The sequence below is a fragment of the Aeromonas sp. FDAARGOS 1407 genome (assembly GCF_019048725.1).
In the GTDB taxonomy this organism is placed as follows: domain Bacteria; phylum Pseudomonadota; class Gammaproteobacteria; order Enterobacterales; family Aeromonadaceae; genus Aeromonas; species Aeromonas enteropelogenes.
In genome coordinates this window covers 2,774,516-2,800,915 of the sequence record NZ_CP077399.1, presented here as the reverse complement: position 1 = coordinate 2,800,915, position 26,400 = coordinate 2,774,516, and the positions used below count along the sequence as shown (strand labels likewise).

General features: G+C 57.2%; 19 protein-coding genes and 1 pseudogene. 15 read left to right on the top strand and 5 right to left on the bottom strand.

Features of this window, described 5'->3' with window-relative positions:
* Positions 1-467: 467 nt before the first annotated feature.
* From gltB to I6L37_RS13355, 4 genes are all read left to right on the top strand, one after another.
* On the top strand, positions 468-4,925 hold the full coding sequence (gltB, locus tag I6L37_RS13370) for a glutamate synthase large subunit (protein ID WP_216992103.1): 4,458 nt from the start codon (positions 468-470) through the stop codon (positions 4,923-4,925).
* Between the two features lie 12 nt (positions 4,926-4,937).
* Positions 4,938-6,353 carry an FAD-dependent oxidoreductase gene (locus I6L37_RS13365; protein ID WP_216992102.1) on the top strand — a complete coding sequence of 472 codons (1,416 nt, stop codon included), beginning with the start codon at positions 4,938-4,940 and terminating at the stop codon, positions 6,351-6,353.
* Between the two features lie 272 nt (positions 6,354-6,625).
* Positions 6,626-7,921 carry a DEAD/DEAH box helicase gene (locus tag I6L37_RS13360; RefSeq protein WP_216992101.1) on the top strand — a complete coding sequence of 432 codons (1,296 nt, stop codon included), beginning with the start codon at positions 6,626-6,628 and terminating at the stop codon, positions 7,919-7,921.
* Between the two features lie 126 nt (positions 7,922-8,047).
* On the top strand, positions 8,048-8,716 hold the full coding sequence (locus I6L37_RS13355) for a DUF2913 family protein (protein WP_216992100.1): 669 nt from the start codon (positions 8,048-8,050) through the stop codon (positions 8,714-8,716).
* Positions 8,717-8,792: 76 nt separating this feature from the next.
* On the opposite strand, the gene I6L37_RS13350 is transcribed toward I6L37_RS13355, so the two are convergent.
* Genes I6L37_RS13350 through I6L37_RS13340 form a run of 3 tightly spaced genes read right to left on the bottom strand, consistent with a single transcriptional unit; the run spans position 8,793 to position 11,585 of the window.
* Positions 8,793-9,032 (bottom strand): FeoC-like transcriptional regulator, encoded by a 240-nt coding sequence (locus I6L37_RS13350; protein WP_026458231.1) that lies wholly within the window; start codon positions 9,030-9,032, stop codon positions 8,793-8,795.
* Complete coding sequence (feoB, locus tag I6L37_RS13345) at positions 9,029-11,302, bottom strand: Fe(2+) transporter permease subunit FeoB (RefSeq protein WP_216992099.1); 2,274 nt, start codon at positions 11,300-11,302, stop codon at positions 9,029-9,031. The genes I6L37_RS13350 and feoB overlap by 4 nt, the downstream gene beginning before the upstream one ends.
* 55 nt (positions 11,303-11,357) lie before the next feature.
* Complete coding sequence (locus I6L37_RS13340; protein ID WP_026458432.1) at positions 11,358-11,585, bottom strand: FeoA family protein; 228 nt, start codon at positions 11,583-11,585, stop codon at positions 11,358-11,360.
* A gap of 120 nt (positions 11,586-11,705) precedes the next feature.
* Here I6L37_RS13340 and I6L37_RS13335 point away from each other — a divergent pair, with 120 nt between their 5' ends.
* From I6L37_RS13335 to I6L37_RS13300, 8 genes are all read left to right on the top strand, one after another.
* Complete coding sequence (locus I6L37_RS13335) at positions 11,706-12,035, top strand: translation initiation factor (RefSeq protein WP_216992098.1); 330 nt, start codon at positions 11,706-11,708, stop codon at positions 12,033-12,035.
* A gap of 258 nt (positions 12,036-12,293) precedes the next feature.
* On the top strand, positions 12,294-12,851 hold the full coding sequence (locus I6L37_RS13330) for a TMEM165/GDT1 family protein (protein ID WP_042028801.1): 558 nt from the start codon (positions 12,294-12,296) through the stop codon (positions 12,849-12,851).
* Between the two features lie 148 nt (positions 12,852-12,999).
* Positions 13,000-13,938: a DUF2157 domain-containing protein gene (locus tag I6L37_RS13325; protein WP_216992097.1), complete on the top strand. Its 939-nt coding sequence runs from the start codon at positions 13,000-13,002 to the stop codon at positions 13,936-13,938.
* Positions 13,931-14,935: a DUF4401 domain-containing protein gene (locus I6L37_RS13320; protein WP_216992096.1), complete on the top strand. Its 1,005-nt coding sequence runs from the start codon at positions 13,931-13,933 to the stop codon at positions 14,933-14,935. The genes I6L37_RS13325 and I6L37_RS13320 overlap by 8 nt, the downstream gene beginning before the upstream one ends.
* Entirely contained in the window at positions 14,932-15,435 is a 504-nt protein-coding gene (locus I6L37_RS13315; RefSeq protein WP_216992095.1) for a GDYXXLXY domain-containing protein, read from the top strand. The genes I6L37_RS13320 and I6L37_RS13315 overlap by 4 nt, the downstream gene beginning before the upstream one ends.
* 70 nt (positions 15,436-15,505) lie before the next feature.
* The gene (locus I6L37_RS13310; protein WP_216992094.1) at positions 15,506-16,252 is read left to right on the top strand and encodes an ABC transporter substrate-binding protein; all 747 of its coding nucleotides are present in this window, start codon (positions 15,506-15,508) and stop codon (positions 16,250-16,252) included.
* A gap of 101 nt (positions 16,253-16,353) precedes the next feature.
* On the top strand, positions 16,354-17,097 hold the full coding sequence (locus I6L37_RS13305) for an ABC transporter substrate-binding protein (RefSeq protein WP_216992093.1): 744 nt from the start codon (positions 16,354-16,356) through the stop codon (positions 17,095-17,097).
* 166 nt (positions 17,098-17,263) lie between these two features.
* On the top strand, positions 17,264-18,010 hold the full coding sequence (locus I6L37_RS13300) for an ABC transporter substrate-binding protein (protein ID WP_216992092.1): 747 nt from the start codon (positions 17,264-17,266) through the stop codon (positions 18,008-18,010).
* 1,291 nt (positions 18,011-19,301) lie between these two features.
* On the opposite strand, the pseudogene I6L37_RS13295 reads toward I6L37_RS13300, so the two are convergent.
* Together I6L37_RS13295 and I6L37_RS13290 are read right to left on the bottom strand one after the other, a co-directional pair.
* A pseudogene (locus tag I6L37_RS13295) lies at positions 19,302-19,910 on the bottom strand (IS66-like element ISKpn15 family transposase); the annotation flags it as partial.
* A gap of 16 nt (positions 19,911-19,926) precedes the next feature.
* A complete protein-coding gene (locus I6L37_RS13290) occupies positions 19,927-21,348 on the bottom strand; it encodes an IS66-like element ISKpn15 family transposase (RefSeq protein WP_032495448.1) in 1,422 nt (473 codons plus the stop codon).
* A gap of 92 nt (positions 21,349-21,440) precedes the next feature.
* Here I6L37_RS13290 and I6L37_RS13285 point away from each other — a divergent pair, with 92 nt between their 5' ends.
* From I6L37_RS13285 to I6L37_RS13275, 3 genes are all read left to right on the top strand, one after another.
* Positions 21,441-21,935 carry a hypothetical protein gene (locus I6L37_RS13285; protein WP_254203488.1) on the top strand — a complete coding sequence of 165 codons (495 nt, stop codon included), beginning with the start codon at positions 21,441-21,443 and terminating at the stop codon, positions 21,933-21,935.
* A gap of 239 nt (positions 21,936-22,174) precedes the next feature.
* Complete coding sequence (locus I6L37_RS13280; protein WP_216992091.1) at positions 22,175-22,831, top strand: hypothetical protein; 657 nt, start codon at positions 22,175-22,177, stop codon at positions 22,829-22,831.
* A 343-nt stretch (positions 22,832-23,174) separates the two neighbouring features.
* A complete protein-coding gene (locus tag I6L37_RS13275) occupies positions 23,175-26,165 on the top strand; it encodes a DEAD/DEAH box helicase (RefSeq protein WP_216992090.1) in 2,991 nt (996 codons plus the stop codon).
* Positions 26,166-26,400: the final 235 nt, after the last annotated feature.

Genomic DNA, 26,400 nt, shown 5'->3' with positions numbered 1-26,400 from the left:
GAAACCTCTGTGGCCTGCTGTGACGCTTTTATCCGGCCAACAAAACCAGCGATAAACTATTGTTGAACAATAAAAATTTTTAAGAGTAGCAATAGTTCATAAATGCAAGGGAGAGGTGCGCGAAATGTGATCGTCTGCACCTCTCCCGGCCCGAGATTGGTAAAATTACTACACCTTGCGTCACAGAGGGAGTTCACCATCAAAGTCTGACAATCTGGATTATCCATCTACAAAATTAAAAAATAACAAAATAAACCAACATAAAGTCACAATATCACTCTGCAAACCCATATTTTGTTATGCGTATGTAACATTGCAAACAGCCCGGTTGTCCAATTGACCTTGCCGAAAAATCCCATTAGTTTGGAGATTCGCCACCTCAGGCGGACGGAACCACAAGAGCCAATCGCAATTTATGCAGTCTGTTTATGACAGTGCGATGCAAGGCCGAGCAAGGGAGAAATGCAATGTCACTATATGATCCAAAGCTGGAGAGGGATAACTGTGGCTTCGGCCTGTTGGCCCACATGGAAGGTGAAGCCAGCCACAAGCTTGTCCGTCTCGCGATGTCAGCATTGGCTCGCATGCAGCACCGCGGCGGCATATCAGCCGACGGTAAGACCGGCGATGGCTGCGGTCTGTTGCTGCAAAAACCGGACAGCTTCTTTAGAGCTGTCGCCGAAGAGAAGGGATGGCACCTGGGCCGCAATTATGCAGTCGGCATGCTGTTTCTCAACCCGGACCCCGTATTGGCCCAGCAGACGCGCGACATCATCGACGAAGAGCTGGAAAAAGAGACCCTGAGCCTGGTCGGCTGGCGCAAGGTGCCCGTCGACACCAATGTGCTCGGCACCATCGCCAAGGCTTCCCTGCCCAGTATTGAACAGGTCTTTGTCAACGCCCCACCCGGCTGGGTCGACAAGGATCTTGAGCGCCGCCTCTATATCGTGCGCCGCCGCATCGAAAAGCGCATCAGCGACGACTACTTCTACGTGGTCAGCCTCTCCAACCTGGTCACCGTCTACAAAGGGCTGTGCATGCCGGTGGACCTGCCGCGCTTCTATCTGGATCTCGCCGACATCCGCATGCAGGCGGCCATCTGCGTCTTCCACCAGCGCTTCTCCACCAACACCAGCCCGCGCTGGCCGCTGGCCCAGCCATTCCGTTATCTCGCCCACAACGGCGAAATCAACACCATCGCCGGCAACCGTCAGTGGGCCAAGGCGCGTAGCTACAAGTTCGCCACCCCGCTCATTCCGGATCTGCAGGAGGCCGCCCCCTTCGTCAACACCACCGGCTCCGACTCATCCAGCCTCGACAACATGCTGGATCTCTTCCTCGCCGGTGGCATGGATCTGTTCCGTGCCATGCGCCTGCTGATCCCGCCTGCGTGGCAAAAGCACCCCAACATGGATGACGATCTGCGCGCCTTCTACGACTTCAACTCCATGCACATGGAGCCCTGGGATGGCCCCGCCGGCATCGTCATGACCGACGGCCGCTACGCCACCTGTGCGCTCGATCGCAACGGCCTGCGCCCGGCCCGCTACGTCATCACCAAGGACAAGTTCATCACCCTTGCCTCCGAAGTGGGCACTTGGGACTACACCCCGGACGAGGTGCTGGAGAAGGGCCGCGTCGGCCCGGGCGAGCTGTTCGTGGTGGACACCAGCAACGGCAAGGTGTGGACCAGCTTCGAGATCGACGACGATCTCAAGAGCCGCCACACCTACAAGCAGTGGATGGACAAGCACTGCCGCCGCCTGGTGCCGTTCGAACAGATGGATGACAGCCAGACCGGCAGCCGCGAATTCTCCGACGATCAGCTCAAGACCTATCAAAAGCTGTTCGGTTACTCCTTCGAGGAGCTCGACCAGATCATCCGCGTGCTCGGCGAAAACGGCCAGGAAGCGGTGGGTTCCATGGGGGACGACACCCCCATGGCGGTGCTCTCCGGCACCCAGCGCACCCTGTACGACTACTTCCGCCAGATGTTCGCCCAGGTGACCAACCCGCCCATCGATCCGCTGCGGGAAAACCACGTCATGTCGCTGGCCACCTGTATCGGGCGCGAGCAGAACGTCTTCAACGAGACCTTCGGCCACGCCCACCGGGTGCTGTTCCAGTCGCCGATCCTGCTCTACTCCGACTTTCACCAGCTGCTGGCGCTGGAAGGGGAGTACTATCGCCATCAGGTGATCAGCCTCAACTTCAAGCCCGAAGAGGGGCTGGAGGCGGCCATCCTGCGCATCTGCGAAGAGGCCAAGGCTGCTGCCGAAGCGGGCACAGTGCTGCTGGTGCTCTCGGATCGCGCCATCAGCGTCGATACCCTGCCCATCCCGGCCGCCATGGCGGTGGGGGCGGTGCAGCGCACCCTGGTCGACAACAATCTGCGCTGTGACGCCAACATCCTGGTGGAGACCGCGAGCGTGCGCGACCCGCACCACTTCGCCGTGCTGCTGGGCTTTGGCGCCACCGCTATCTACCCCTATCTGGCCTACGAGACCCTGGCCAAGCAGGTCGAGGAAGGGGTGCTCACCATGCCTCTGCGCCAGGCCATGCTCAACTACCGCAACGGCATCAACAAGGGCCTCTACAAGGTGATGTCCAAGATGGGGATCAGTACGGTGGCGAGCTACCGCTGCTCCCAGCTGTTCGAGGCGGTGGGCCTGGCCAAATCCGTGGTGGATACCTGCTTCCGTGGCGTCTCCAGCCGCATCCAGGGGGCCGACTTTACCGATATTCAGGAAGATCAGCTCAAGCTGGCCCGTCAGGCCTGGCTGGCGCGCAAACCGCTCGGTCACGGCGGCCTCTTGAAATTCGTCCATGGCGGCGAGTACCACACCTACAACCCGGACGTGGTGCAGACCCTGCAAACGGCGGTGCGCTCCGGCAACTACGCCGATTACAAGGAGTACGCCCGTCTGGTGAACGAGCGCCCAGTCGCGACCCTGCGCGACCTGCTCACCTTGAAGAAGGTTGACAATCCGGTGGCGCTGGAGCAGGTGGAGCCGGCCGACAAGCTGTTCCCCCGCTTCGACTCTGCCGCCATGTCCATCGGCGCCCTGGGGCCGGAGGCCCACGAGGCGCTGGCCATCGCCATGAACCGCCTCGGCGGCCAGAGCAACTCCGGCGAAGGCGGTGAGGATCCCAAGCGCTTTGGCACCGAGAAGAACTCCCGCATCAAGCAGGTGGCCTCGGGGCGCTTTGGCGTGACCCCCCACTACCTGATGAACGCCGACGTGGTGCAGATAAAAGTCGCCCAGGGCGCCAAGCCCGGCGAGGGCGGCCAGCTGCCCGGTGACAAGGTCACCGCCCAGATTGCCCAGCTGCGCTATTCCGTGCCCGGCGTGACCCTGATCTCCCCGCCGCCGCACCACGACATCTACTCCATCGAGGATCTGGCCCAGCTCATCTTCGACATCAAACAGATCAACCCAAGCTGCCTGGTGTCGGTCAAGCTGGTCTCCGAGCCCGGCGTCGGCACCATCGCCTGTGGCGTGGCCAAGGCCTATGCGGACTTCATCACCGTCTCAGGTTATGACGGCGGCACAGGCGCAAGCCCCCTCACCTCGGTGAAATACGCCGGCTCCCCTTGGGAGTTGGGGCTGGCCGAAACCCAGCAGGCGCTGGTGGCCAACGGATTGCGTCACAAGGTGCGCCTCCAGGTGGATGGCGGTCTCAAGACGGGCCTCGACATCATCAAGGCGGCCATCCTCGGCGCCGAGAGCTTTGGCTTCGGTACCGGCCCCATGGTGGCACTCGGCTGCAAATATCTGCGGATCTGTCACCTCAACAACTGCGCCACCGGCGTCGCCACTCAGGATGAGAAGCTGCGCCGCGAGCACTTCACCGGCCTGCCGGAGATGGTGATGAACTACTTCAAGTTCATCGCCGAAGAGACCCGCGAGCTGATGGCCCAGCTGGGTGTCACCCAACTGACTGATCTGATTGGCCGTACCGATCTGCTGGAGGCCCTGCCCGGCCTCACCGCCCGCCAGGCCAAACTGGATCTTTCCGGCATCCTGGCCCGTCCGGTGGCGCCGGCAGGCTCCAGCCTGTTCAGCCAGCAGCACAACCCCACCTTCGACAAGGGGCCGCTCAACCTCAACATGGTGGACGATCTGCTGGGTGCGGTAGAGACCAAATCCGGCGGCGAGTTCCGCTACGACATCCGCAACACCGACCGCTCGGTTGGCGCGCGTCTGTCAGGCGAGATCGTCAAGCGTCACGGCAATCAGGGGATGGCGGCCGATCCGGTCAGGGTGCATTTCAACGGCACCGCCGGCCAGAGCTTCGGCGTCTGGAACGCGGGGGGCCTTGAGATGATCCTCACCGGGGATGCCAACGACTACGTGGGCAAGGGGATGACCGGCGGCAAGCTGGTGATCAAGCCTCACGTCGGCGTGGCGTTCAAGTCCCACGAGGCGGCCATCATCGGCAACACCTGCCTCTACGGCGCCACCGGCGGCAAACTCTATGCTGCCGGCACCGCTGGCGAGCGCTTCGCGGTGCGCAACTCTGGGGCCCTCGCGGTAGTAGAAGGGATCGGCGACAACGGTTGTGAATATATGACTGGCGGCATCGTCACCGTGCTCGGCCAGACCGGTGTCAACTTCGCGGCGGGCATGACAGGCGGTTTTGCCTACGTGCTCGACGAGTGCGGCAACTTTGCCAAGCGCACCAACCCCGAGCTGGTGGAGCTGCTGGAGGTGGCGGATCTGCCCATCCACCAAGAGCACCTGCGCGGCATCATCACCGCTCACCTGAATGAAACCGGCAGCCACCGTGCCGAGGAGATCCTGGCCAACTTCGACTCCTATGTGCCCAAGTTCAGGCTGATCAAACCCAAGTCCAGCGACGTCAAGTCCTTGTTGGGTCACACCAGTCGTTCCAGTGCAGAACTCAGAATCCAGGCGCAATAAGGAGGGAACCCTATGAGCCAGAACGTATTTCAGTTTATCGATGTGCAACGGGTCGACCCGCCGAAGAAGCCGCTCAAGATCCGCAAGATCCAGTTCGTGGAGATCTATGAGTCTTTCAACAAGCCTCAGGTCGAGATGCAGGCGGATCGCTGCCTCGAGTGCGGCAACCCCTATTGCGAGTGGAAGTGTCCGGTGCACAACTACATCCCCAACTGGCTGAAACTGGCCAAGGAGGGACGCATCCTGGAAGCGGTGGAGCTCTCCCACCAGACCAACAGCCTGCCGGAGGTGTGCGGCCGGGTCTGCCCGCAAGACAGATTGTGCGAGGGTGCCTGCACCCTCAACGATCGCTTCGGCGCCGTGACCATCGGCAACATCGAAAAATACATCACCGACAAGGCGTTCGAGATGGGCTGGCGCCCGGATCTCTCCAAGGTGGTCAAGACCGGCAAACGGGTCGCTGTCATCGGAGCGGGCCCCGCCGGTCTTGCCTGTGCCGACGTGCTGGCACGCAACGGCGTGACGCCGGTGGTGTTCGACAAGTATCCGGAGATCGGGGGCCTGCTCACCTTCGGCATCCCCTCCTTCAAGCTGGAGAAAGAGGTGATGCAGCGCCGGCGCGAGATCTTCGAGGGGATGGGGGTGGAGTTTCGCCTCGAGACAGAGGTGGGCCGTGACGTCACCTTCGCCGACCTGCTCGGCGAGTTCGATGCGGTCTTCCTCGGGGTCGGTACCTACAAGTACATGAAAGGCGGCTTTGCCAACGAAGAGGCTCCGGGGGTCTATGACGCCCTGCCCTACCTCATCTCCAACGCCAACCGGCTGCTCGGTTTTGAGAAGGCGCAGAGCGACTACATCGACTTTGCCGGCAAGCAGGTGGTGGTGCTGGGCGGCGGCGATACCGCCATGGACTGTGTGCGTACCGCCATCCGCCAGGGGGCCGCCAAGGTGATCTGCGCCTACCGTCGCGATGAAGAGAACATGCCGGGCTCCAAGCGGGAGGTGAAAAATGCCCGCGAGGAAGGGGTCGAGTTTATGTTCAACCTCCAACCTATCGGCGTCGAACTGGATGCCAGCGGCCGCACCGTCGGCATCAAGGTGGTGAGCACCGAGCTTGGCGCCCCCGATGCCAATGGTCGCCGCAATCCGGTGGTGATTGACGGTTCCGAGCAGGTGCTGCCTGCTGATGTGGTGGTGATGGCCTTTGGCTTCCAGCCCAACCCCCAGCCCTGGATGGCGGAATACGGCATCGAGCTCGACAGCCGGGATCGCATCAAGGCGCGCGAGCAGGCCGAATACCCTTTCCAGACCAGCAACCCCAAGGTGTTCGCCGGTGGCGACGCGGTGCGCGGTTCCGACCTGGTGGTGACCGCCATCTACGAAGGGCGCAAGGCCGCCGAAGGGATCATGGACTATCTGGCCGTCTGATCCGCCATCGCAGCCCCTGCGTCAGCCAATACAGAGCCCCGCCGATGCGGGGCTCTCTTTTTATGAGCCCTCCTGATTGGCCCCTTTCCCGTAAAAACTGAAACTATTTGAGGCAGAATTTGTAGCATCTATCTGATACACTTCGCGCCCGCCATTTTCCGGCCACTCTCTGACGTGATGTCAGACACAGCCGTCGGTGGTCATAACCGACTTTTCGCTCATACCGAGCCAACCAGGCCAGCCATAGTCCCGCTGGAACACAGGAACCCCTTATGAGATTTGAATCGTTCGATTTTGCCCCCGAGATTTTGCGCGCCATTTCAGAGTGCGGTTATCAGGAGATGACCCCTGTGCAGAGCCAAGCCATCCCGGCCGTGCGCCGTGGCCGCGACCTGCTGGCCAGCGCCCAAACCGGCACCGGCAAGACCGCCGCCTTCGCCCTGCCCATCCTGCAGCGTCTGGTGGACAATCCGGCGCCGGTGCAGCCCTCCAACGCCCGGGTACTGATCCTGACCCCGACCCGCGAGCTGGCGGCCCAGGTGGCGAGCAACATCAATGACTTCGCCAAGTATCTGGCGATCACCACCCTCACCATCGTTGGTGGCGGCAAGCAGGACGTGCAGGCCAAGCGGTTGAAAGCGGGCGCTCACATTATCGTGGCGACCCCGGGTCGTCTGCTCGAACACCTCACCGCCTGCAACCTGAGCCTCTCCGGGGTCGAGACCCTGGTGCTGGACGAAGCGGATCGCATCCTCGACATGGGCTTCAGTGCCGATGTGCAAAAGATCCTGCAAGCGGTCAACAAGACCCGCCAGAACCTGCTGTTCTCCGCCACCTTCTCCGAGGCAGTGAAGAAGCTCGCCAACCTGATGTTGGACAAGCCGCAGATCGTCAGCGTCAACAAGCAGAACTCCACTGCCGACACCGTCAGCCACACCGTCTACCCGGTGGAGCAGAAGCGCAAGCGCGAGCTGCTCTCCGAGCTCATCGGCAAGCAGAACTGGCAACAGGTACTGGTGTTCGCCAGCACCCGTGAGAGCTGCGACGAGCTGGTGGAAGAGCTGAACCTCGATGGCATCAAGTCCGCCGTGGTGCACGGCGACAAGGCTCAGGGCAGCCGTCGCCGCGCCCTGCGCGAGTTCAGTGAGGGCAAGCTGCGGGTGCTGGTGGCCACCGAAGTGGCCGCGCGCGGGCTGGATATCCCGGATCTGGCCTACGTGGTCAACTATGATCTGCCGTTCCTCGCCGAAGACTATGTACACCGCATCGGCCGCACCGGCCGCGCCGGCAAGAGCGGCATGGCCATCTCCTTCGTCAGCCGCGAGGAAGAGCGCACCCTACTGGAGATCGAGGCGGTGATCGGTCAGAAGATCCGCCGCATCATGGTGCCGGGCTACGAGGTAAGCAGCCGCGACGATCTGATCAAGCAGTTGCAGGAGCGCCGCCGTTTCGGCAAGCGTCCGCAGCGTGAAGACAACGCCGCCGCCCAGGCCATGGCCGAAGCCAAGCTGCAGGGCCAGCGCCTCAAGCGTCTGGCGGCTGCCAAGAAGCCCCGCCAGCCGAAGTAAGGACCAACCCTTTTCCTCTCCAGTGAGAGGAGAGGGGCAAACATCTCATATACCAAAGGCGCCACTGGCGCCTTTATGCTGTTGATTAGCCGGCCGTGAGTCCGGCTCCCTTTGTGAGGAACCGTGATGACCCTTCCCACCTACAACCTGGCCCTGCTCGAGATGGCCAGCCAGAGCCTGGCCGAACTGGCGCGCACTGCCGCCCAGAAGGCGGGCAAGCGCACACCCGCCCAGGAGAGCCATTTTCTGTGCACCTGGATGGCGGAATCTCTCAAGGAGAAGCGCTTCTCCCGGCTGGTGATGGAGGATCTCAAAGAGTGGGTTCAGCTGGGCCGCACCCTGGGGGCTGGCGCCGATCTCAAGGGGCTGCTCGAGCGCATCGTCAGCCAGTATGAGCGCGCCATGGCCGCCCCGACCCAGCTCGGGACCAGACTCAACGCACTGCTGGCCGAGCTCGCCGCCGCTGGCTGGCTCGTCATCACGGAGAGCGAGATCAACGCCAAGCTGCGCCTGCAATCGGGCGGCCAGCCCAGCCTCATCATCAGTGCCAGCGAATATGGCGAGCATATCGAGGACGGCGAGCTGACCCGCCCCCTCACCCTCTATGTGCGCGGCGACGAGCAGCAGCTGGCCCGGGCTGCCTTTACCCACGCGCTCTTGCTGAGCCAGGGCAACAAGAAGGGCTCTCTGGTCAAGCACCACAAGGCCTACCGGGTGATGCCGGGCAACGCGCAACCGGCACGGGCCCTGCTGGCCGAGACACACCTGCCAGATGAGGCTCGTCAGCCCGCTTAAGCGCTGCATCACGCCATAAAAAAACGGCAGACCACTGGGTCTGCCGTTTTCATTTCCAGGCGATGGCAAAAGGCGACTAGCGCACCTTGAGCCCAATCTGGCCCGGGGCGCACCACTCGAAGATCACCTCTTCACTCTTGCCGCAGCAGCTGCCGCCGCAGAGCCGGTTCTCCCGCTTGATCACCCGCCCCTTGCGCATCCAGACACCGAGCATGGCCTCCACCGCATCTTCCGAGGTGTGGAAGTGGCGAGCCAGATCCCGCCGGCTCACCTTCTGCTGCGCGGCGAGATAGTCACCCAGCTCGCGCAGGATCACAGGACCACCACCTTGCGGGCGACGATGTCACCGTGACGGCGCCCCAGCCACCAGAGCAGCACCAGGGAGAGGCCGTAGCTGGCGATCCAGAACAGGCTCTGCTCGGGATGGTCGGCGAAGGTTGCCACCTGATAGAAGAGGGTGGCGCACATAAAGGCCATGTAGTTGCACCAGGCGGCGGTAAAGAGTGCCCACTGACGGCCGGTTTCCCGCACCAGAGCCCCCATGGCCGCGGCGCAGGGCATGTAGAGCAGCACGAACAACAGGTAGGCAAAGGCACCGGCCGCCCCGTCGAAGTGGGTCTGCATGTTGCCGTAGGTGGAGATGTCGACCTCCTGCTCTTCGGCTGCAGCTTGCTGATCCGCCAGATCCCCTACCGAGATCCCCATGGGGTCTGTCGGGTCGATGGAAGAGAGATTGTCAGCCACCGCGCTGATGGCCTCCTTGAAGCTGGCCACGAGGGAGAACTCGGCCGCCTCTTCATCCCCTTCCCCGCTGCCGGCATAGAGGCTGTTGAGCGTACCGACCACCGCTTCCTTGGCGAAGATGCCGGTGACGATGCCGACTGTAGCCTGCCAGTTGTCATCGCGCACACCGATGGGGTGCAGCACCGGAGTAACCGCCTGGCTCACCTTGCTCAGCACAGAGTCTTCCTGCTCCTGGTGTCCGAAGCTGCCGTCGGTACCCAGGGAGTTGAGCACGCTCAGCACGGCGACCACCAGCACGATGGTTTTACCGGCGCCGAACACGAAGGATTTAAGCTTCTGCCAGGTCTTGATCCCCACGTTGACCGGACGCGGCCACTCGTAGTCCGGCATCTCCATCAACATGGATTCGCTCTTGCCCGGTAGCAGGGTGCTGCGCAGCAACAGGCCGGTGAGCACAGCCACCAGAATGCCGATGAGATAGAGACCGAACACCAGGTTCTGACCGGAGTGCGGGAAGAAGGCCACCGCAAACAGGGCGTAGACCGGCAGACGGGCACCGCACGACATGAAGGGGGCCATGGCCGAGGTCATCAGCCGCTCGCGCTCGGAGTTGAGGGTACGGGTCGCCATCACCGAGGGCACGGTACAACCAAAGCCCATCAACATGGGGACAAATGCCTTGCCCGGCAGGCCGAGGCGGCGCATCAGGGCGTCCACCACGAAGGCGGCCCGCGCCAGATAGCCGGAGCTCTCCAGCACCGCCAGGAACAGGTAGAGACAACCGATCACCGGGATAAAGGTGGCGACGGTCTGCAGACCCACACCGAAACCGTCCGCCAGGATGGCACCGAGCCACTCGGGGGCATTGACCAGCCCCAACAGGTAATGCACGCCATCGACGAACAGGGCGCCGCCCATGATGTCGAAGAAGTCGATGAAGGCGCTGCCCACATTGATGGCAAACATGAACATCAGGTACATCACCAGCAGGAAGAAGGGGATGCCGAACCAGCGGTTGAGCAGCACCCGATCGAGCTTCTCGCTCTGGGCCACGGTGAGCTTGCCCTTCTGCTGGCACGCCTCGGCGGCCCACAGATGAATGTGGCCATAACGGATATCCGCCAGCTGCAGATCGATGTCCTGCCCCTGCTGGGCACGGCTCACCACGTTGGCCGCCGCCTCATGCTGGCCGGGCAGCAAGGTCTCCTGCATCACTGCATCTTCTTCGAGCAGGCGCAGGGCGCGGCCACGGGTCGTCAGATGATGGGGGGCAAGCAGGCTCTCAAGCTCCGCCAGATCTTTTTCAAGCTCGGTGCCATAGTCGAGCATCAGCGCCTGTTGCGCCTTGCCGATAAACTGCTGGATCTGGCCCTTGAAGGCGGCAACCTGCCTGGCGTTGTGGGCGGAGAGCGCCACCACCGGGCAACCGAGGGACTTGGCAAGCAGGGTTTCATCTATGGTCACTCGCCGCTTTTGCAGGATATCCATCTTGTTGAGCACCACCACCATGGGCAGCCCCAGCTCGCGCAGTTGCAGCGTCAGATAGAGGGAGCGCTCCAGATTGGCGGCATCGATGACGTTGAGCAGCAGATCAGGTTGCTGATCCTCGACGAAGCGGCTGGCGATCTGCTCGTCCAAGCTCCCCTCCTGATTGGCCAGGCTATAGATGCCGGGCAGGTCCATCAGCTTGTAATCGTGTCCATCGACAGAAAACTCGCCCATCTTCTTGTCGACGGTGACCCCGCTCCAGTTGCCCACCTGCTGGCGGGCACCGGTCAGGGCATTGAACAGGGAGGTCTTGCCGCTATTGGGATTGCCAACCGTTACCAGGGAATAATTCATACCGGTTCACCCTCGATTGTGCTTTGACCATGACGATTGTTTTGTGAGGTGTGTTTCATACCGGTTCGACCTCGATTTGCTGCGCCAGACTTTTTTGCATGGAAAGACAGATCCCCTGGCACTGGATCTGGAGCGGGTCCCCGAGAGGGGCAGAACGCAGATAGATGACTTCGGTCTGAGGCAACAATCCCATTACCATCAGCTTGCGACGCAGGGGACGGGTCAACTGGTCCAGGTTCTTGATGCGAGCACTCTGTCCCGGTGACAACTGCGTGAGTACCATGACTGACTCCTGAAAGTTAAACAATAATAATTCTCTTTTAGCTAGGCCATTATAAGCTGTGTCTTCAACTTTTATTTGAGTAAAATCAAACTCCGCTTCGCTAATCGATAAAGAAATACCATGAGTCACAACAACAACAGCCGCCTGGTTTACAGCACGGATGGCGGCATGATCAAAGAGCAGAGTGCCCCCCAATCCGCCTCCCCTTTCCCCACCGATGGCACAGTGCGCATTCGCCGCGAGACCAAGGGGCGCAAGGGCGCCGGGGTCATCACCATCCACGGCGTACCGGCCGAACAGCAAAAGGCGCTGGCTACCCAGCTCAAGAAAAAGTGCGGCACGGGCGGGGGCATCAAAGAGGGCGTGATCGAGATACAGGGGGACAAACGGGACCTTATCAAGGCCGAGCTGGAGAAAGCCGGTTTCAGCGTCAAGCTGGTGGGGGGCTGAGCCGCCTGCGGCGCACCTTGCTTCACTTCGGCTTTTTCCCTAGAATGCCCGCTCCCATCGAGGGGGAGTAGTCTCGCACGCCGGATCCCGCCGGCCTGCGACCCTGATCAACATACTTGGTGCCAACTCACCATGGTCAGGGTGATCCAATCACCATCTGGATTTGACAAGACCTTTGACGGGCCAGTGCCAATACCGGGGACGGATGGTGCAGGCTTGTCTTTGGTTTATAACAATTCCGTCCCCCGGTTCACTTTTATGGAAGCCTTGTTAACCTCAACCCTCAGCGTGGCCATCGCCGAAATCGGCGACAAGACCCAACTGCTGGCGTTGCTGCTCATCTGTCGTTTTCGCAAGCCCTGGCCCATCATCGCCGGCATGCTGGCGGCTACCCTGCTCAACCATGCGGGCGCCGCCTGGATTGGCGACTTCATCAGCCGCTGGCTGGATCCCAAGGTGATGACCTATCTGGTGGCCGCGGCCTTCGTTGCCATGGCGATCTGGATCCTGGTACCGGACAAGATGGATGACGAGGAGAGCTCGCTGGACAAGTACGGCCCCTTCATGGCCACCTTCGTGCTTTTCTTCATCGCCGAAATTGGCGACAAGACCCAGATCGCCACCGTGCTGCTGGCCGCCAAGTATGACTCCCTGTTCCAGGTGGTCACCGGCACCACCCTCGGCATGATGCTGGCCAACGTGCCCGTGGTGCTGATCGGCAAGCTGGGGGCCGACAAGCTGCCGCTCAAGGGGATCCGCATCGCCTGCGCCCTGCTGTTTGTGGGGCTCGGGGTCACGACCCTCATCTTCGTCTGACGAGCTGACTGCCCACTCCTTCGAGCGCCCCGCCCCTGGTCGGGGCGCTCTTTTTTGTGTCGGTATGGCGCCGGTGACAAAGGGCCAACGGGCTCCCCTCCTCCTCGCCCCTCATGCCATAATGGGGCAAATTCCGTGGAGTTCCCCCATGCACAAGGTATCAAGAGAGACGCTGCTCGAATGGGTTAGACAAGGCAGGCTTGCCCCCGAGCGGCTCGACGCGGCACTGGCGCTGGCCGAATTGCCCCCTCCTCCCGCGCGCTGGCAGTGGTTGTTCGATCGTCTGTTGCTCTGGCTCGGCGCCCTCTGCCTCGGCGCCGGACTGGTGTTCTTCGTCGCCTTCAACTGGCATGAGCTGGGACGTCTGTCACGTCTGGCCCTGCTGGAAGCGCCCCTGCTCGCCACCTTGCTGGTGTTGTGGCGCACGTCCCTCGGCGACACGGCGCGCCAGGCGCTGCTGTTGACCCTGGCGCTCAATATCGGTGCCCTGCTGGCACTGGTGGGCCAGACCTACCAGACCGGTGCCGATCCCTGGCAACTGTTTGCCACCTGGACTTTGATGCTGCTGCCGCTGGCGGCGCTGGGCCAAAGCCCCTTGCTGTGGACCCTGAGCTGGCTGCTAGCGCAGCTGGCCCTGGTGCTCTACTGGCGCCTCGGCCTGTTCGACCTCTTCTTTGCCTTTGACGAGGAAGCGCTCGGCTGGAGCCTGACCCTGCTCAACGCCGCACTCTGGGGCCTGCTGTTACTGACACCGGCCCGCTGGCGGCTGATGCCAAGCTGGCTGGCAGGGCTTGCCGCTGGCCTTGGGATCACACTGCTCGCCTTGCTGGCTCTGTTCGATGCCGCCTCCCCCTGGGTGTGGCCGCTCTGGCTCGGCTGGCTTGCCGCCGCCTATGCCCTCTGGCACCACAGATTTATCGCCGGCCTCGCCATGGGGTGTCTGAGCCTCATCGCCATCATCCTGGCCACCCTTGGCAAGTGGATGGAACCCGATGTGGACGGTTTCCTGCTGCTCTGCCTTATCGCCATCGGTCTCTCGGTCGTGGCCAGCCGCTGGCTGCAACAGCAAAGGAGGCATCATGAGTGATCCGACCCTCTGGCAACGGCTGCAACAGGCCAATCTGGTCGAGGGGGAGATGCCCCGGGACACCAGCCCCCACTGGTCGAGCCGCTTTCTGCTCGGACTGGTGGGCTGGATTGCCGCCCTCTTCCTGCTGTTTTTCCTGTTCATGACCTTCGAGCAACTGACTCGCGAGCCGGAGCACGCCCTGCTGATGGGCACCCTGCTACTGGCCGCTGCCTACGCCATCAACCGTAGCCAGCACGGGGATCTCTGGGATCAATTTGTGCTTGCCCTGGCGCTGGCGGCCGATGCCTGGCTGCTCTATGGCCTTATCGATCAGATAGACCCCCACCAGGCCCTGCTCTGGTTCGGCCTCTGCCTGCTCTCTTTGGGGATAGCCGTGCTGTTCGATCACTGGCTGGTGCGCCTCTTTCACAGCGTGGCCGCCGCCCTGTTGCTCACCCTGGGGCTCGCCAGCCTCGGCCTGCAACTGCTAGCCCTGCCGCTGGTGATGGCGGCCATCACCTTCTGCTGGCTGCGGGCCGAAACCGATCCGGCCCGTCACCCGCTCTATCACGCCATGACCCTGGGGCTCGCCCTCTCCCTGCTGGTGCTGGGTCGGCTGCACCATCCACTCTGGGAAGGGGGCGCCAGTCTGCTCGACGAGCTCGGCCTCTCGCGCCTGCCACTCTGGCTCAATCCGCTGCTGTGCGCCGCCCTGCTGCTAGCCGTGATGGTGAAGCTGGCCCTGCCGCTGCGCTATGGATTGCCGCTGGTGCTGCTCAGTGCCCTTATTCCCGGCATGGGTGCCGGTGCCCTGGTGCTGATCCTCGGTTTCTGCGCAGGCAGCCTTGGTCTGATGACCCTCTCGCTCTTGCTGTTGACAGGCTATGGTGCCCTCTATTACTACGATCTCGGGCTCACCCTGATGACCAAGTCCTGGCTGCTGCTGGGCTCGGGGGCTTTGTTGCTGGGGACACGTTTTTTGTTGCAACGCCTCAACCAAAGGAGCCCGTCATGAGACCCCTTGCCATCCTGCTGGTCGGCCTCGCCATCCTGGCGGGCATCAACTTCACCGTCTGGCGTTATGAACAGGCCATGGCCAACGGCGAGGTGGTACTGCTGCGGCTAGCCCCGCTCGATCCCCGCTCCCTGATGCAGGGGGACTATATGCGTCTGAATTACGAGCTAGCCCGCGAGCTTGCGACCCACAGGAGCAGCGCGAGTGCCAGCGGGAGCGATACCCTGGTGATCCGCCTGGACGAGCACCAGGTGGCAAGCTGGGTAGCCGGCGACAAGCCGGAGGCCCTGGCACCCAACGAGCGATTGCTGCAGGTGAGTCGCCACGCCGGCCAGTGGCAGATTGGGCCGGATGCCTATTTCTTCGAGGAAGGCACGGGAGAGGCCCTTGAGGAGGCCCGCTACGGCGAGTTCCGGTTGCAACCCGATGGCAAGACCCTGCTGGTGGGGCTGCGCGATGAGGCGTTTCGCCCTCTGGGAGCAAGCCGCAGCCGCTGGTGAGAAAGACGATGGCACTTTGCCCGGTTCATGCCCACACTGGAATCATGATTGCCGCATAGGGATGTGCACCATGAGGATATGGCTGATCTGTCACCTTTTTCTGATCCTGTGGGCCGGTGGCGTGCGGGCCGATCTCGGCAAACTCGAATACCTCACCGAAGAGTATCCTCCCTACAACTACAACGATGAACAGGGGCAGCCCACCGGACTCGCCGTCGAGCTGCTGCGAATGGTGTGGCAACAGGGCGGGGTCGAGCTACAACCCGTCCGCATCATCCCCTGGGCCCGCGGCTACTACCTGCTGACTCAAAAACCCAACGTGGTGCTCTTCTCCACCGCCCGCACCCAGGCGCGGGAAGCCCTGTTCAAGTGGGTATGCCCTATCGGCTACTCGGAGTTCATCCTGCTCGGGCACAGTTCCCGCCCGCTCACTCTGGGCTCGATTGCCGAGATAAGCGACTACAGGATCAGCGCCGTGCGCTCCGATGCCGCCGAACAGCTGCTGCTCAACAACGGCATGGATGACAGCAAGATCATCCCGGCCAACCGACTGAGCCAGGCGGTGAAGATGCTGGTCTCCGGCCGCGCCGATCTGCTCGCCACCAGCAAGCTGGCCGGCTATGAAGCTATCCGCGAACTCGGTATGCGGGTGGATGACTTCAACGTAGCGTTGCTGCTCAGTGCCGAGCAACTCTGCTACGCCTTCAGCCGCCAGGTACCCGACAGCGATATCACCCAGTTCCAGCAGGCGCTGACCCGCGTCCTCGCCTCCCGGGAATTTCAGGCCCTGCAGGCCAAATACCTGCCCGAGCCCTGACAGCAACTCCCTCCCCAGCGCCAACCTGAAGTTGCCGGGGCTGGCGAAATGCGTCGCCCCGACAACACTTGAGGAGAAGACTGATCAAGAGGGCGGCGCAGATGACACGATGGACCGGATTGGCAGGCCTGCTGCTTGCCACCCTCGCACAGGCCAGCCCCGAGCTTGGCAAGCTGCACTACATCACCGAAGAGAACAGCCCTTACAACTACCGGGATGGATCCGGCATGGCCACCGGTTTTGCCGTCGAGCTGTTGCAACGGGTGTGGCAACAAACCGCAACCCCGCCACAACCCATCGATGTGATGCCCTGGGCCAGGGGCTACTCCCAGCTGAGCAAGAGATCCGATGTGGTGCTCTTCTCCGCCGTGCGCACCAGGGCGCGGGATCCCCTGTTCAAATGGGCTTGCCCCATTGACCATGCCAACATAGTGCTGATCGGCCTGACTCATCGCCATATCAATCTCGACAGGCTGGAAGATGCCAAACACTACATCATCGCCGCCGGACGGGCCGATGTGGGGGAGCAGTTGCTGATCCGCAACGGTTTTCAGGCAGACAGGATGATGACCTCCAACCGTTTCAACCATGCCATCAAGATGCTCACCTCCGGGCGGGCCGATCTGCTCTCGACCAACAAGAACACCTTCTATCAGCGTATCGGGGAGCTGGGGCTCGCTCCCGACCAGTTCAGGGTGCAATGGACACTGAGCGCCGACCCCTTCTGCTACGCCTTCAGCCTCGCGGTGAGCGACCATCTGGTCGCCGAATTCCAGCAGGGGCTTCAACAGGTACTGGCCAGCCCGACCTATCCAGCGCTGCGGCGTCGCTATTTGCCAGAGTAGTGATTGCCCGAAGCGCGAACATCAGAGCAATGAGCCAAAAGGGCCAGTGACGCCAGGCATCAGCACCCAGGCTCTCTCTTGCTGTCAGGAAATCTGACTTGGCCTTGGCGAAATCGGCTCGCTTGCCCACACTGAAACGACGATTCCCTCAAGCAGGATGGCGCTGATGAAACAATGGATTGGATTGATTGGGCTGCTGTTTGCCACCCTCACCCAGGCCAGCCCGGAGCTGGCCAAGCTTCACTACATGACCGAAGAGTACAAACCCTATAACTACACGGACGAGGCGGGCAAGCCGGCCGGCTTTGCCGTCGAGCTGCTGCAGCAGGTGTGGCAAAAGACGGGCACCACACCGCAGCCCATCACCGTCATGCCCTGGGCCCGGGGTTACTACCTGCTGACCCAAAAGCCCAATGCGGTGCTCTTCTCCACCGCCCGCACCCAGGCCCGCGATCCCCTGTTCAAATGGGCCTGCCCCATCGGTTACGCCGAGATCGTGCTGGTGGGGCTCACCAGCCGCAATATCGCCATCAACAAGCTGGAGGACGCCAGAGTCTTCAATATCGGGGCGGTGCGAGCCGATGTGGGGGAGCAACTACTGCTCAACAACGGCTTTGACGAGAGCAGGCTGATGGTCGCCAACCGGCTGCCCCAGGCCCTAAAGATGCTCACCTCGGGACGGGTCGATCTGGTCTCCACCAACAAGACCACCATGGAACAGTTGATCCTGGAACAAAAACTCGATCCCGCCCGCTTCAAGGTGCGCTGGATATTGAGCTCGGAGCAGTTCTGCTTTGCCTTCAGCCATCCGGTGAGCGACGAATCGGTCAGAGAATTTCAGACCGGCCTGACCCAGGTGCTGGCCAGCAGCGAATTCCAGCAGTTGTACGGCAAATACTTCTCCGCCCCCTGACAGAGGTGGCACCCGCTTGGGTGCCGCCCTTTCCTTTATCGTTACCCAGTCCCTTTATCCTCAATTCTCACCCTCTCCCTATCGCGGTCCTGCAGCCATCGCCACTCCCTGACCAGGACGTCAGCCTGCCAACCGGCCCGCCGAAATGGCGGAACACCATGCCCCAAACTTTGCGCCAGCGCAGAAAACCAATCTTTTCTGATAGTTAACTCATCAAATCGATAGATAAGACCGTACTGGCTCCGTAAGATGGGCCAGGGTGCCTGTTTGACGCCCGATTTTGTCAGGGATGGTCAGAGGCGCAGGGTGGCGGCGACAGTCAGGGGCGGCAGCGTCTTTGGCGGAGACCAGTCGGTCTCCCGCCCCTGCGGCAGGGTGCGAGGGTTTCACCCTCGACGGAGGTGCCCGTCAGCCCCGGGGCTCCATCCCCTCTCCCCAGGTGGGAGAGGGCTAGGGTGAGGGGTCGGGTAACGTCTTTGCCCTACACAACAAGGTATTGGCATGACCTCACCAGTAGGGTCGATTAGCGAAGCGTAATCGTCCGCGGTAACCGTTCCCCCTCCCCTTGCGGGTAAGACGTAGGGTGCAATAAGCGGAGCGAAGCGCATTGCACCATGGTAACCACTCCCTCTCCCCTTGGGGGAGAGGGTTAGGGTGAGGAGTCGCCAACCGCGTTGGCATGGCTTCGCCATGCAGGACACGAGGACTCCGTCCTCGACGGGGTTTCGCCGCCGCTGCGCGGCTTGGCGAGTGACTTTTCTTTGCGTGGCCAAAGAAAAGTCACCAAAAGAAAGGCCACCCCCACTTGTTCGCCCTCCTGCGTCGGGTTCCCTCGGTTCACCCGTTTGTCCCACGGCACGCGCCGATGGGCCATCCATGGCCCAACGGCGCTCGCTCGGCGTCCTGCCTCGCGGCCTGGACAAACGGGCTCACCTCGGCGAACAACAGGGGGCAACACCCAGCCCGTAGCCCAGTTAACGGCTCCCTGTGTATTTGGAGAATGGCTTATATTGAAAGTCAGATAAAGAATGTTTAGCCGTTATATCATCTTATTTCTCGAACGTCAGATTATGCTTCGCTAATCGAATCTACCACTCAGAGGTTTTTATGAAATATTTTTCCACATTGTTTTTTGCATTGGCTGTAAATACAGCACTTGCAGAGGAACCGGGTCAAGAGCATATCACTTCAAAGGTAATTGGCGAGGCTATGGGGGATTTGGACAAAGATGGTATCGATGAAAAACTCATTGTTCTGGATACTGGGTTGGACGGTGAAATAGGGTATCTATTCACCAGGACGGGGTTGACGGCATCAGTTCTGCCGGGATGGGATAATCTGTCTTCTCGATGCACGCCCTGACCACGGCCCTCAACCACTCCTGTGGGCAGCGGCCCAATCGCTTGCCGGTCTCCACCAACGACAGGATGCGCTGGCGAAACAGCTCGCCCCGGTGAGACCACACGCCGTAGCTACCCTTGCGCCAGAGCACATAGCCACGCAGCGCCCGCTCCGCCTCGTTGTTGGTCAGCGCTATTTCGTCGTCAGTCATAAACCGCCACAGCATCTCGTCATCCCGCAGCAGCAACTGGCATCGTCCACGGTAGCGTTTGCTGCACAACAGGGCGCCGCGCTCCAACTGGCTTCGCCAGCTTTGCCGGTAACGCGCGAGCCTGCGCAGGTATTTCTGCTTGCTCAACGCACCGCTTTCCCAACGGTGCCGGGTACGAAACACCGCATCCGCCAGCAAGACCAACCGGGCACCGATGGGCTGGTTGCACTGCTCGCTACTCTCGGCGATGGCCACGAGATTGCGGGCCACGTGGGCCCAGCACAGTTGCCGCTGGTCGGCGTCGATAAACCGGTAGCCGGCGTACTGGTCGGTCACCAGCACCCCGTCAAACTCGGGTATCTATTCACCAGGACGGGGTTGACGGCATCAGTTCTGCCGGGATGGGATAATCTGTCTTCTCGATGCACGCCCTGACCACGGCCCTCAACCACTCCTGTGGGCAGCGGCCCAATCGCTTGCCGGTCTCCACCAACGACAGGATGCGCTGGCGAAACAGCTCGCCCCGGTGAGACCACACGCCGTAGCTACCCTTGCGCCAGAGCACATAGCCACGCAGCGCCCGCTCCGCCTCGTTGTTGGTCAGCGCTATTTCGTCGTCAGTCATAAACCGCCACAGCATCTCGTCATCCCGCAGCAGCAACTGGCATCGTCCACGGTAGCGTTTGCTGCACAACAGGGCGCCGCGCTCCAACTGGCTTCGCCAGCTTTGCCGGTAACGCGCGAGCCTGCGCAGGTATTTCTGCTTGCTCAACGCACCGCTTTCCCAACGGTGCCGGGTACGAAACACCGCATCCGCCAGCAAGACCAACCGGGCACCGATGGGCTGGTTGCACTGCTCGCTACTCTCGGCGATGGCCACGAGATTGCGGGCCACGTGGGCCCAGCACAGTTGCCGCTGGTCGGCGTCGATAAACCGGTAGCCGGCGTACTGGTCGGTCACCAGCACCCCGTCAAACTCGGCGCCCAGCAGCCGCTTGGCCGCCTCCTGACCACGGCCATAGGCCGTCATGAAGCAGACGGCTATCTTGCTCAGCGCCAGCCACATCCAGCGGCGCTCTCCACCCCGCTGATGCCGGGTCTCATCGGCATGAACGTGGGTGGCCGTCTGCACCTGCTGCTTGATGGCCTGGTAGGTCGGGGTGAGCATGGCACTCACCCGCCCCTGCGCCTCACTGATGGCGCCCCGGCTAAAACTCAGGCCGAAATGCTGTTTGAGCTGCTGCTGTATCTGGCTGACGCTCTGGTGAAACTGGCCGCTTTGCAGCGCGATGTAGCTGAGCAGATTGGCCCCCATCTGGCTGCTGCTGACGTTGTCTGGCAGTGCGGCCTGGGTCGTGCCGATACACCGTGAGCAGGTCGCACGATACAGTTGGTGTTCGGTGACGAGATAGCTCACCTCGGGCAGCTCGAACACCTGATGAACCTGATAGGGTTTGGCATGGGCCACCATGTCCCCGCCACAGCAAGCGCAATCGGCGGCAGGGTAATGCGGGACCAGGGTCAGGCGGGCATCAAGCGGATGCCGCTCGCGGCGATGTCCCTTGTGACCGGGCTGCGCCCCCCGTTGCTTGCCGGACGCCGGACGCTTGCGGGCCGGCGGCGGTGCACCGGGGCCGTCGCTGGAAGGCGGCTTGGAGGAGTTGCCGCTGTGCTGATTGAGGCGGTCCTCCAGCTCGGCGATGCGGTCGAGGAGCTTATAAATCAGCTCGTTGGCCTGCTCCAGAGTGGTGGGCATTCCCGCGGAATGCATGGTGTTTTTGCTCATGGGGGGAGCGTATCTAAGGAGCAGGATCAAGCAAGCAGGAAAGTGGGATCAAGAGACGATCGTCTCATTTTTCCTGTGTCAATACTGTTCCGGTGAATACTTACGAAATAGGAACACAAAGAACACTGCTTATATATAAAAAAAAACAAGATAAGTGGGACTTATGGCACTCTTCGCAAGGGCCAATATTAGATAGTGCTCATGGTGGCATGATGGGGGATCCATTCATCAGCGTTGATATACAACGAGGGGCTATCGTCATTGATCATTTTGGTGGTAGCCGTCATAAGTGGAGTTACACTCATAGATATCGTTTTAATAATAAAGCATGGTATCTAATTGGTGCCACAATAAATTATGGAGCACCATGCGAAGGTTTCTTTAACTTCGACTTCAATGTAATGACAGGAAAAGCTATTTATAAAACATATCAAGATGGTTGCATTGATGAAGAGGTTGCATCAAATTTCAAAACTGAACAGAAAGAGATCTCCGTCCCCGTTACTAAACATATTGATATGGATGGGTTCTATCCAGGCTCGAACAAACTGGACATAAAAGAAATTGGACAAGAAATTTATTACTAACCTTCCCCCTTCACAAGGCAATATTTCATATTCCTCACCTTGGCAAACAGTCAGGGCAACACCCGCTCCCCAATCCGAGGAAAATATAAAATACAGGGGCAGGCCGAGTAACTAATTACACCCTATATGATTCAGCTTGGAAATAGAGGTGTAATTCACTTCGTTCATTACACTCTACGATACACACCGCTTTCTATAGAATAATTCCTTATCAGACGATAAGCATTTTCGGGATTTACATGAACAACGAATTAATTAAAAACTTGAAGTCTTTTAACCGTAAAGAGCGGTTTTACCTAATTGGTCAAATGCTGGGGAACCCGGAGTTTCGCATGGATGACAACCAGCTTGATAAGATATCAAAGCTAATTGGTCTCACCATCCCCAGAAAATACTTTGCTGCAATGGATTACCACCTTGACTGGATCTATGCCAGCTTGTACCTCACTAAAAACAACTCTAAGAGCTGCGTAAAACGCAATTTCATAGAGGAAAATGGAATTGCAATTGACTATCAAATATCAGGCACTCAAGAAGATGTCGACTTTCTTCTCGCCTTTGTTGACGAAAAGCAAATAACCCACCTTGTGATGATTGAGGCTAAAGGCGATAGCTACTTTAGCAATGGTCAGCTAGATAGCAAAAACAAACGATTCAAGGCTATTTTTGGTAACGAAAACACATGGTCAAATGTAAGGCCTCACTTCATAATTTGCAGTCCTAAAAAGCCACAAAGGATAAACATAGAAGAACCAGCCTACTTTATGTTCAAAGACTTTAAATTACCCTGGCTTGAGCTCGATATGGGTAATGGAAAAAACAAAGTTACTCGATGTGATGAAGATGCAAAACCATCTAACGATGGTGAACATTGGAAAGTTGAAAGTCGATTTTAAACATATCTGTGCAACTTATATCACTCATTATCCCTGCCGGAAAATGATCGGGCTGGTTGTTATCTCGGAACTAGCCCCTCGCCCACCCCATGGTGAGACCAGATTGTCGCACTTATGCAACAGGCATCATCGACATGGTTGCATAGGGGAAAAATCATTGTGAGTACAACAGCAAGTAATACATATCCCTATCGGGAACGGTTGTATACAGAAGGTCCGATAGTGAGTATGTCACTGTAATAATACCTGATTCCTCGAACATACGATTACGCTTCGACAATCGAATACAACAGGTTTATCTATAGATACTGACATATAAAAAATCTAAAACAAGGGCTATAAGATGGCTTCACTTATTGAAAAAAACATAGGAAATAGCTCGTTAAGCTGGCTACCTCTTGGCGATATCAATCAGTCTTACGATGAAATATTCAATTCATGGTGTTCTGCAAACTTTTTATTTAAAGAGCTAGATGAGAGCAAAAGAACAAAAGGGCTTAGGCCACCTCAAATTGGTGGTATTTTTGCCGCTCTTGGGTTTGCCAAATCAGAAGAAAAAACAGCAGCAACGATTGTAATGCCAACAGGAACAGGTAAGACAGAGACAATTCTTTCCATCGTTGTGGCTGGAAAATTCAAAAAAACACTAGTCATTGTACCCTCTGATGCATTACGAGAGCAGACAAAAGAAAAATTTATACACCTTGGCTTACTTCGACAACTAGAGTTAATTGACTGCAACACTTCAAATCCTATTGTAGCCACTATTAAACATGGAATTAACAATGAGGATGAATTACAGAAAATATTACAGTCCAATGTAATAATATCATCCGCATCAGCTCTTTCTCTTTTTTCCAATCAAAATCTTTCAAAACTGACAAGTGCTTGTACACATCTTATTGTCGATGAAGCTCATCATATCACCGCATCTACTTGGGCTAGGATTAAATCTCATTTTGAACACAAACCAATATTTCAATTTACTGCAACCCCCTTTAGGTCAGATCGTACAAGGATTGGTGGGAAAATAATATTTAATTACCCACTAAAAAAAGCACAAGAAGATGGGTATTTTAAACCTATCGAATTCCACCCAATTCGAGAGTTTGTTGAGGAAAAATCCGACGCAGCTATTGCTAAAAAAGCTATACACTTGCTCAGGGAGGATATAGCTAATGGTTTTGATCACATAATGATGGCAAGAGCAAGTACAATTGAACGTGCAAAATCTATTTTTGAAATTTACTCCAATGATAAAGATCTTAATCCAGTCTTAATAAACAGCCAGACAAAAAATAAAAAGGAGGTTTTGGCTGCCATACGAAACAGAGAGCACAAAATAATAGTGTGCGTCGATATGCTAGGTGAAGGATTTGATCTGCCTCAACTGAAAATATCGGCATTACATGACCCTCACAAAAGCATAAATATAATGCTTCAATTCACAGGACGATTTACTCGCACAACAAAAAATGTCGGCGATGCAAAATTCATCGCTAACATTGCTAATCCAAATATGAGTGATAGTCTTGAGGAACTTTATAAAGAAGACTCTGACTGGAATAGTGTCATCAGCGATATCAGCTCACGAAAAATTCAAGATGAGAGAGAGTATCATGAATTTAGGTCTGAATTCTCCACCCCGAGCAAACTATTAGATTTAGGTCTAACACCCACCATAAGCTCTACTATTTATAGAATGAGCTTAGAAAAATGGCAGCCAAACAACTTTATATCATTTGGGAACAAACATTTTCAAATAGTTGACTCTACCATTAATGATGACCAAGACATCCTGATTTTCTCAGTAAAATCTTTTTTACCAGTTGGCTGGACTAGCTCAAAAGAACTTTTTGATGAATCGTGGGATTTATATATCGCGTATTACAACAAGGAATTAAACCTCTTATTTATTCACTCTTCCGCTAAAGATGGGTTAGTAAAACGTTTGGTTAAATTAGTCGCTCCTGATGCATCTCTAGTTCAAGGTGAGTATGTTTTCAGAGCGCTTGCTGGACTGAAACGGTTAAAACTACAAAATGTTGGCCTAAATAAAAATAAGAGAGGTCTACGTTATTCTATGCATACCGGAACTGAAGTAAATGACCAAATTCCAGACATCGAAGCCAATAGAGCAACCAAATCCAACATTTTTGGTAAAGGGTATGAAAACGGAGAATTAGTTAGTATAGGCTGTTCTCACAAAGGGAAAGTCTGGGCCATGGACAGTGACTCTCTAGATAAATGGATTACTTGGTGCAAAAATGTCGGTAAAAAAATCCTTGATGACTCAATAAACACTAATGAAGTAATGAAAACGGCAATGCAAACTGAAGAATTAGATAAATATCCAGACTTACATCCTTTATCTATCGAATGGCCCGTTGAGTTACTAAGGAAAAATGAATTAAAGGTCACAATTCTCTCCGATACTTGGGAAGAAAAAATAATACAATGCGAATTAATATTGATAGACAAGGCTAACGTTGATAATAAATCCATGGCAATTGGAATAAAAACCCAGCATGGTATTAATTCAATAACAGCAAAAATACATAAAAAAGGTGAGGTTATATTCCACTCCACAGAAAACATTAAAATAAATTTAGGTGAGAGCATCATTAACATCACTGATTATTTTAATGAAAACCCACCAACTATTTTCATGTCAGACACATCTGTAGTTGATGGAGGTCTAAGGTATTATCCCAATGAAAAATACTCTTACCTTTACGACAGAAACAATGTTGAGGATTGGGAGTGGACAGGTGTAGACATATCTATTGAATCTCAAACAGAATCAAAGATAAAAAACTCAATTCAATATCATACAATTCAAAGGTTATTAAATCACTATGACATAGTATTTGATGATGATGGCGCAGGTGAAGTAGCCGACATAGTAGCAATAAAAAACATTGATAATAGAGAGCTTGTAATCGACCTATTTCACTGCAAATATTGTACAAAATCCAATGGTATAGCAAAACCTGGAGCAAGGGTTGATGATGTATATCAAGTAGCGGGACAAGCAGAAAAAAGTGTAAAGTGGTTTGGTGACAAAGAGAATCTCATTTTACGTTTGATGCAACGTGAACGCAGTCGTTTAAAAAATGGCAGAGCATCAAGAATAGAAAAGGGTGAATTTGCAGATTTAGTGCAGTTAGCAAAAGTCGCTAGATATGCCTCTTTTAAATGTGGAATCTCTGTTGTTCAACCTGCAATATCAAAAAAACTAATATCAGATGACCAGTTGACAATATTAGGTGCCACTGCAGCTTATATAGATGAAATAAGTGGTATAAAACTGAGAGTAATCACAAATATTTAACGCCGCATTTCTTAAACTTTCAAGTCAACACTAAACGAAACCGCAGCCTTGAGCTGCAGTTTTTATTTCTATTCCCAGAACATGCTTCTATCCAAACCAAAACCCCATTTCTCCAATCCCATGCACTGCTCTCCCCCTGCAGCGAAATAGGCGGCCGACATGAACGTTAAAGCCACGGGCGGGCACGGTATTGGTTCCCCCTGCAATCCGCCGAGTCGATTTCAACGGGTCAGGA